General features: G+C 69.6%; 6 protein-coding genes. 2 read left to right on the top strand and 4 right to left on the bottom strand.

The features are described from left to right. From I0C86_RS04560 to I0C86_RS04545, 4 genes are all read right to left on the bottom strand, one after another. Positions 1–597: polysaccharide deacetylase family protein (locus I0C86_RS04560; RefSeq protein WP_196199929.1), on the bottom strand; the 597-nt coding region annotated here is incomplete at its 3' end. 211 nt (positions 598–808) lie between these two features. Next, positions 809–4,018: an EAL domain-containing protein gene (locus I0C86_RS04555; protein WP_196199928.1), complete on the bottom strand. Its 3,210-nt coding sequence runs from the start codon at positions 4,016–4,018 to the stop codon at positions 809–811. A 298-nt stretch (positions 4,019–4,316) separates the two neighbouring features. After that, positions 4,317–4,799, bottom strand: coding sequence for a hypothetical protein (locus I0C86_RS04550; RefSeq protein WP_196199927.1), 483 nt, complete (start codon positions 4,797–4,799; stop codon positions 4,317–4,319). Positions 4,800–4,906: 107 nt separating this feature from the next. Then, complete coding sequence (locus I0C86_RS04545) at positions 4,907–6,064, bottom strand: DUF4037 domain-containing protein (RefSeq protein ID WP_196199926.1); 1,158 nt, start codon at positions 6,062–6,064, stop codon at positions 4,907–4,909. A gap of 102 nt (positions 6,065–6,166) precedes the next feature. Here I0C86_RS04545 and I0C86_RS04540 point away from each other — a divergent pair, with 102 nt between their 5' ends. Beyond that, positions 6,167–6,523 (top strand): hypothetical protein, encoded by a 357-nt coding sequence (locus I0C86_RS04540; RefSeq protein ID WP_196199925.1) that lies wholly within the window; start codon positions 6,167–6,169, stop codon positions 6,521–6,523. Continuing rightward, positions 6,516–7,043: a MerR family transcriptional regulator gene (locus I0C86_RS04535; RefSeq protein WP_196199924.1), complete on the top strand. Its 528-nt coding sequence runs from the start codon at positions 6,516–6,518 to the stop codon at positions 7,041–7,043. The genes I0C86_RS04540 and I0C86_RS04535 overlap by 8 nt, the downstream gene beginning before the upstream one ends. Positions 7,044–7,265: the final 222 nt, after the last annotated feature.

Here is a 7,265-nt window from a genome sequence, read left to right as displayed (position 1 = left end):
GGTCTGGTAGCCGTCGTGCATCAGGATCACGCCGCCGTTCTGGAGCTGGGAGGCGGCCTGGACGATCTGGCTGGTGCTCGCGCCGTTCCAGTCCTGGGAGTCCACGCTCCACAGCACCTCGGTGAGGCCGAGCTGGGCTTCGACCGACCGGAGGGTCGCGTTGGTTTCGCCGTACGGGGGACGGAACAGCCGGGGTGCGCTACCGGTGGCCTGCTGGATGGCCTGCTGGGTCTGGCTGAGTTCCGAGGTGATCTGGGCGGCGCTCATCTGGGTCAGGTGCGGGTGGGTCCAGCTGTGGTTTCCGATCCACATCCCGGCCGACTGCTGGGCTCGGACCAGCGCCTGATTCTGCTGTGCCTTCTGTCCGATGTTGAAGAACGTGGCCCGGGCACCGGCCGAGGTGAGCGCGTTGAGCAGCGCGTTGGTGGTGCCGGCGTTGGGACCGTCGTCGTAGGTCAAGCCCACGTAGCCGTTGCACGGGGCGGCGGCGACCGGCGGTGCCGCGACGGTGATGGCCACGGCGCCGGCGGCGATGGCCAGGGCGAAGGCCGCGAGCGTGACGCACAGGCGTCTCGGTACGGAACGTGGACGGGGCATGGAGGACTCCTCGGTGCCTGGCGGGGTGGGCCGCCGGTGGTGGTGGGCGCTGAAACATTTCGTAGTATCGATCGAAACATATCAAGCGACAATAGTCGATATCCCGAGCACGGTGCTCCCGGTTGGATCGGCCGATGACCGATGACCGATGACCGATGACCGGTGACCGACGCCGACGGCGGGTGGCCGTTGGCCGATCGTGACGATGTGGCTACCGGACGGATCGAGCCGCCGTCCGTCCAGCGCCGGCCGGAGTTCCGTTCCGGAGGATCGCCTCGGCGTCCGTTCCGGAGACCGGCCCGGAGAAGAGGTACCCCTGACCGTGGTGACAGCCGTAGAAGCGCAACTGGTCCCGCTGGGCGGTGGTCTCGATGCCCTCTGCCACCAGTTCCAGCCCCAGGTTGATGCCCATCGACACGATCGACCGCACCAACTCCCGGCTCTTCGCATCGGTCGCCAACGGCGCCACGAACGACCGGTCAATCTTGAAGGCGTCAATGGTCAGGTGGTGCAGGGCCTGCAACGACGAGTAGCCGGTGCCGAAGTCGTCGATGTGTAGCTGTACGCCCATCTCGTGCAACGCCGCCAGCTTCCGCCGGGCCGCCGGCACGTCGTGCACGATGACGCCCTCGGTGATCTCGATGATGAGGGCCGCCGGGTCCAGGTTCGCCGCCCGCAGACTCTCCTCCACATCGTCGAGGAGCCGGGTGTGCCAGAACTGTCGATTGGACACGTTGACGCTCATCCGCAGTCCGTCGGGGCCGAGCCCGCAGGCCCGCCAGGCACCGATCTGCCGGCACGCCTCGCTGAGTACCCAACGTCCGATCGGCGGCATGAGCCCGCTCTCCTCCGCGATCGGCAGGAAGTCGTTGGGTACCACCAGTCCTCGGACGGGATGTCGCCAGCGCATCAGTGCCTCGAACGCGCAGATCAGGCCGTCGTTCAGCCGTACGATCGGCTGGTAGTGCAGTTCGAACGCCCCGGTTTCCAGGGCTCGGCGCAGTTCCGCCTCGGTACGCAGACGACCGACGACCCGCTCGTGCATGGCGATGTCGAACACGGCATGTGAGCCCCTGCGCTGCCACTTGGCCGAATACATCGCGGTGTCGGCGTCCCGGATCACGTCCTCGGCATGCTGGTACCCGCTCGTACTGCGCGAGATGCCGATGGTGGCGGAAACGACGAACTCCTCCTCACCCAGTTGGAACGGGACATCCAGCGCGGCGCGGATCCGCTCCGCGACCGCGACCGCGACCGGGCCGTCGCCGTTGCCGTTGCCGTTGCCGTTGCCGTTGGGAGCGTGGCTGAGCAGGATGGCGAACTCGTCCCCGCCGAACCGTGCCGTCACGTCGGCCGCCCAGGTATTGGCGCGGATCCGCTCGGCGACCTGGACGAGCAGCCGGTCGCCGGCCAGGTGCCCCAGGCTGTCGTTGACCAGCTTGAAGCCGTCGAGATCCAGCAGCAGCACCGAGTAGTGCCGGTCCGGATGCCGCGCATGGGTGTTGACGGCCTGCTCGAGCCGCTGCAGGAACAGCGTCCGGTTGGCCAACCCGGTCAACGGATCGTAGAGCGCCGCGTGCCGCAGCAGGTCCTCCTGCTCGCGCAGGGACTTCAGCACCGCCGCATGGTCGAGGGCGATCGTCAGCAGGGCCGCCCACTGGTTCATCATCTCCCGGCCGGTCTCCAGGTCAGCCTCGATGGGGCCGACGAGGGCGAGCATTCCCCAGTCACTCGTGCCGACCTTCAGCGGCGCCACGTAGACCATCTGGTCGGCGTCCAGGTCCGCGAGTTCGACCAGTTCGGCGGGGGGAAACGACCGCGGCGGCACCGGCCCGGCCGGGATCGGCACCACCCCACGGTCGCGCGCGAACATCGTGACGACGTCGAGCGTCCGTTCGGCGCCCGTGTCCATGTCTGTGGGCGCGCCGGCGCCCGTGTCCGTGTGCGCGCCCGTGTCTGTGTGCGTGTCCGTGTGCGCGCCGGTGTCGTTGTCGGCGGAGTGTGACCACAGTCCGAGGCAGCCGGCGCGGGCGTTCGTGTCCTGGATCCAGGTCAGTCCCCGGGGATCCTTCTCGTGGCTGCGTAGGAGGTTCTTGCTGACGGTGTAGAGCATCTTGAGGGTGGTCAGGAACTCGCTCTCCTCGGCCGCCCGGACCCGCGCCCGGCTCTGCGCCAGTGCCATGACGATGTCCTCGGTTCCCGCCTGGACCCGTTCGGCTCCCGCCCGGTCATCGCTTCCGAGGCGCTGCGCGAGGCGCAGCCCGAACTGCCGGATGCGCTGCATCATCTGGACGGCACCCTCCGGATGCCGCTGGTGCAGCCTCTGCAACGTGACCAGGGCCTGTCGGAGTTCGAGGGGATTTGGTTCCGGCGTACCGTCGGCCGCCGCCGTGAGTACATCCGCGACCAGGCCACCGGCACCCGCGACCGTGGCCCGAGTGGACGGATCCGCCGGCTCGGGCGTCAGGACCGCGCCGAGTTGGGCGACCAGTTGCTCGGTGGATGACATGTCGGGCGCCGAGGATGGCTGGAACGGCCTCGGTGTCAACGTGTCGGGGCAGCCGCACGACTCGCGGGGCCGGAACGATGTGGGCACGTACCACGTGCGGGCCTCGGGCTCGTCCCCCGCGATGGCCCGCAGTGCCAATCGGGCGGCGTTCTGGCCCAGTTGCGCGAAACTCTGCCGGACGGTGGAGAGGCTCGGGGTGAGATAGACGACCCCGTCCATGTCATCGAAACCGACTACCGCCTGCTGGCCCGGTACGTCGATGCCGGCAGCCAGCAGGGTTCGCATCAACCCGATCGCATTGAGGTCATTTCCCGCCAGTACCGCCGTCGAGGGCAGCCCGGCGGCCATCATCGCCCGCGCGGCGCGCTCGCCTCCGCTCTCCCGATTGTCGCCGGTGTCGAAATGCAGCTCGGCACGCGGCGTTATACCGCATTCGAGGAGTGTGTCGCGGTACGCCTGGTAGCGCTCGCGGAGATCCCGCAATTCCAGGTATCCGGCGAAGGCGATGTCTCGATGGCCGTGTCCGACCAGGTGAAGGACCGCCTCCCTGACACCGGTCCGATTGTCGGGTAGGACGACGGGACACGGCAGGCCGGGCATCTCGTCGCTGATCATGATGACCGGTTTGCCGGCGCTCCGGATCGCCTCCAGGTATCCCAGCGATGCGGAGTTGAGGATGACGACGAACGCGGACACGTGGTCCCACGCGACGGGATGCCCGAAATCGGGAGGCTCGGGCGGGTCGAAGTCGAAGGTCCCGGCGCCCAGGGTCTGAATCGCTATCAGCCGCCCGCCCGCAGCCGCCGTCGTCCGCGCGATTCCACCCAGGATGCTGCCGAAGTAATCGCATCCGACAGACATGGTGAGCACGCCGATGGTGGGGCCATCGACCACGGCTATCGCCTCCTGCACCAGGTGCGCCTTGCGTCGAAGGCCGGACCGGTTCGGCGGGAAATGGCTTCCAGCGGCCGTCCAAGGACCTTCCGGAACTTTTCAGATAACTGGGCGAGCCTACCGAATCATGTTCCGGCTCGTCGATGCCTGCCGGTCCAAGCCGGAAAGTGCAGACCGGTGTACGGCGAAAATGGTGCTAACCGGTACGGCAGCACGCCGGAGACGATACGCCGGGCGCGGCATACGGCGGACGGCACGCCGGCAGACGGCACGCCGGTCGCGGCGTACGGCACCGGAAGCTCGACCCGGCCGGGGGTTATGAGCCGACGCATCCCGACAGCTCGGGGATGATGTCCGCAGGCACCAGTTCGCCGCAGATGCCGTCCGTTCCGGCGGCGATCGCCTTCCAGGTACCGGAGCCCCGATCGTACCTGAAGGCGATGAAGGCGGGGTCGGCGAGTTCCGGCGGAACGACGCTGACCGCCGTCGCGTACCCGCGATGACATGCCGCGTCCCGTACGCCGCTGATCCGCGCGTCGAGGGCGCTGCTCAACTTCCTGTTGGCTTGGAGCGCCGCAAAGAGGGTCGTCGGGTCGACCGGGCAGCCGTCCGTCGAGACGGGCGTGGCGCTCGGTGTGATCGGCGGGGCTGCGCTGGTGGCTGCCGCCGTGGTCGGGGCGGGCGACGCGGTGTCGGACGGATCCTGGCCACCGCAGCCCGGAACGGCGACCGCCAGGCCGGCGAGCCCGAGGGCGAGGCCAATGGTCCGGCGCTGTGCTCGGAGCCTGACGACGGTCATGTGCCAGCACGGTACCCAGTTCCGACCTCGCTTTGGGGGAACGCGGCGGACCGGGCATCGTCCGGCTGGTGGGGGCCGACGCCGGGCGTGTCGCCGACGAACGCCGATCAAGGAGCCCGAGGCGGCTCAGGGTCCCGACCGTCGGCGGCTCCGGCTCCGGCTCCGGCTCCGGCTCCGGCTCCGGCCTGCCAGGCAGCGGACATCAGGCCCCGGGCCAGCCTCGGTTGGCACAGCGCGGCGGTGCTGTCCACGTACTGGTCGATGCCGCCGACCGGCGGCAACCCGGCGATCTCGGGATCGTCGATCCGGGCCAGCAGGGCGGCGGCGAACCGTCCGGCGCCGATGACCTGGTACGGCCGGTCGTGGAACCGGCGACGCGTGGCGTCAACCGGCTCGGCCAGGCCGAGCCGGTTCTGCCACCCGCCAACCGTCTCGTACGCGGTGCAGAGTGCCGCCTGCCGTGCGGTACCGTCCCCGGTCAACGCCTCGTCCAGCGCCGCCGCGACGCCGGCCGCGTCCGGCAGTGCGGCGAAGGCGCTGCCCAACCACTTGGTGTACGGCGGGTACGCCCGTCCCAGCAGCAGGCAGAGTCGCATCACGTCCCGGACCAGTCGCGCCGTCACCACCCGGCTGCCCAACTCGGCACCGGCCTCGGCGGTACGGCCCACGAAGGGCTCCTCCTCGGCGATCCGCATCCACTGGCAGGCGAGCAGGTAGCGCCAGACATCATCCGGATACCACCGGAGGCGATCACGCAGGGCGGTCAACTCCCCGACGCCGTCGTGGAACACGGCGCCACCGGTGACCTCGGCCAGCCGCTGCGCAGGCGTGGCAAGCCAGTCCAGTGTGCCGACCGTTCGCCGGGGATCGAAGCCCAGGTATCCATCGCACCAGGCGCCCACCTCGGTGATCCGTACCCGGTGTGCCACCGGCCCGTCCGTCTGCGTCAGCACCCGGGCACGCCCGACGACCGGCCCGAAGTGGGTCGGCCACCCGGCGACCTGTTTCGGTAGCCGGGCCGTCAGCATCGCCGAGATCTCCTCGCCGTGCCGGGCGAGATCGTCGGTCGTCAGGAACAGTTCGAGGCGCGGCCCCCAGTCATGGTCGACGGAGCGTTCGGTGTCGAAGCCGAGCACCTCCGAGCCTTCGCCGAGCCGCCCGGCCGCGTACCGGAGTCCCGGGTACGCCTCGCGCAGCAGCGGGCGTACCGCTTCGGTGTAGAACAGCCGACACAGTCGCAACCCTGGTACGAACGGTCCCCACATCCCCGCACCGTACGACCGCCGGCCCGCGGTCGGCATCCCGTTTCCCGCCGCGCCGCGAGCGGACTTGCATCCGGTACCCGGGTACAGGCTTACCGTCGGAGGATGGCAGAAGCAGAACTTGACGGTACGTCGACAGACTGGGTGCCGGCCGCGTGCACCCTGCCGACCGTGGAACAACCGGTGCGGCTCGCGGAGTTCGACGAGCTTCTCGCGACCGCGGTCCGGTCGGTGTACCGCGCCGAGCCCGCACGCCTGTGCCTGGAGTTCGATCCGGACCCGGAGGTGGCGGCCCGGGTGGCGGAGCTGATGGTCCGGGAGTCCGGCTGCTGTTCCTTCTTCGCCTTCGCCCTGAGCATGGCCGACCACCGGCTGCGGTGGGACGTGACGGTCCCGACGGAGCGGGTCCGCGTCCTCGACGCACTGACCGCACGAGCGCTCGCCGGCGGGAACCGTGGCTGACCGGAGTACCGCCGACGGCCTGCGTTCGGGCGAACTCGCGGCGGCAGTGGGGGTCAACCAGCAGACGCTGCGGTACTACGAGCGTCGGGGTCTGATCCCCGAGCCGGGCCGTACGTTGGGCGGGCATCGGCTGTACCCGCCGGAGACGGTGACGCTGTTGCAAGCGATCAAGACGGCACAGCGGCTCGGGTTCAGCCTGGCTGAGGTGGCGGCGTTGCTCGGCGCCGCCCGCCGCCCGAAACTCGGGGGCGGTTCTGGCAACGGCAACGGCAACGGCAACGGCGACGGCAACGGCGACGGCAACGGCGACGGCAACGGCAACGGCAACGGCAACGGCGACGGCGACGGCGACGGGATCCAGTCGGTGGCGCGGGTCAAGCTCGCAGAGGTGGAGCAGAAGATCTTCGACCTGGCGGGCATCCGGGACACGCTGCGCAGGGCGCTGGCGGCCGGTTGCGACGACCTGGTCGAGTGCGCGGAGGACCCCCGGTGTCCAATGCCTGCGTACCCGTCTGTCTGATCCTGCTGCCCGCCTATCTCCCCCTTCAGCTTGGCCAGCTTGACCTCGTAGTCGTTGAGCACAGCCACCCTCCTCTGCGATCAGAGCTCGCTGAACTGCGACAGCTTGTCGGCGAGGTTCACCGGAACAGCAGACTTGGACATGCGGCATCCTCCCTCGGGGCCGGGTGACCGGCAGCGGCCCACCGGCCCACCACCACCCGGCCCCGAGGGAGGATGCCGC

Origin of the sequence: Plantactinospora alkalitolerans (genome assembly GCF_015690345.1) — a bacterium.
Lineage (GTDB): Bacteria > Actinomycetota > Actinomycetes > Mycobacteriales > Micromonosporaceae > Plantactinospora > Plantactinospora alkalitolerans.
This window is presented reverse-complemented; position numbering and strand designations above follow the sequence as displayed.

What these genes read in the sequence shown, in the direction of transcription:
- I0C86_RS04550 (WP_196199927.1), bottom strand. Translation starts at nt 4,799, where the DNA reads ATGACCGTCGTCAGGCTCCGAGCACAGCGCCGGACCATTGGCCTCGCC.
- I0C86_RS04545 (WP_196199926.1), bottom strand. Translation starts at nt 6,064, where the DNA reads ATGTGGGGACCGTTCGTACCAGGGTTGCGACTGTGTCGGCTGTTCTAC.
- I0C86_RS04540 (WP_196199925.1), top strand. Translation starts at nt 6,167, where the DNA reads ATGGCAGAAGCAGAACTTGACGGTACGTCGACAGACTGGGTGCCGGCC.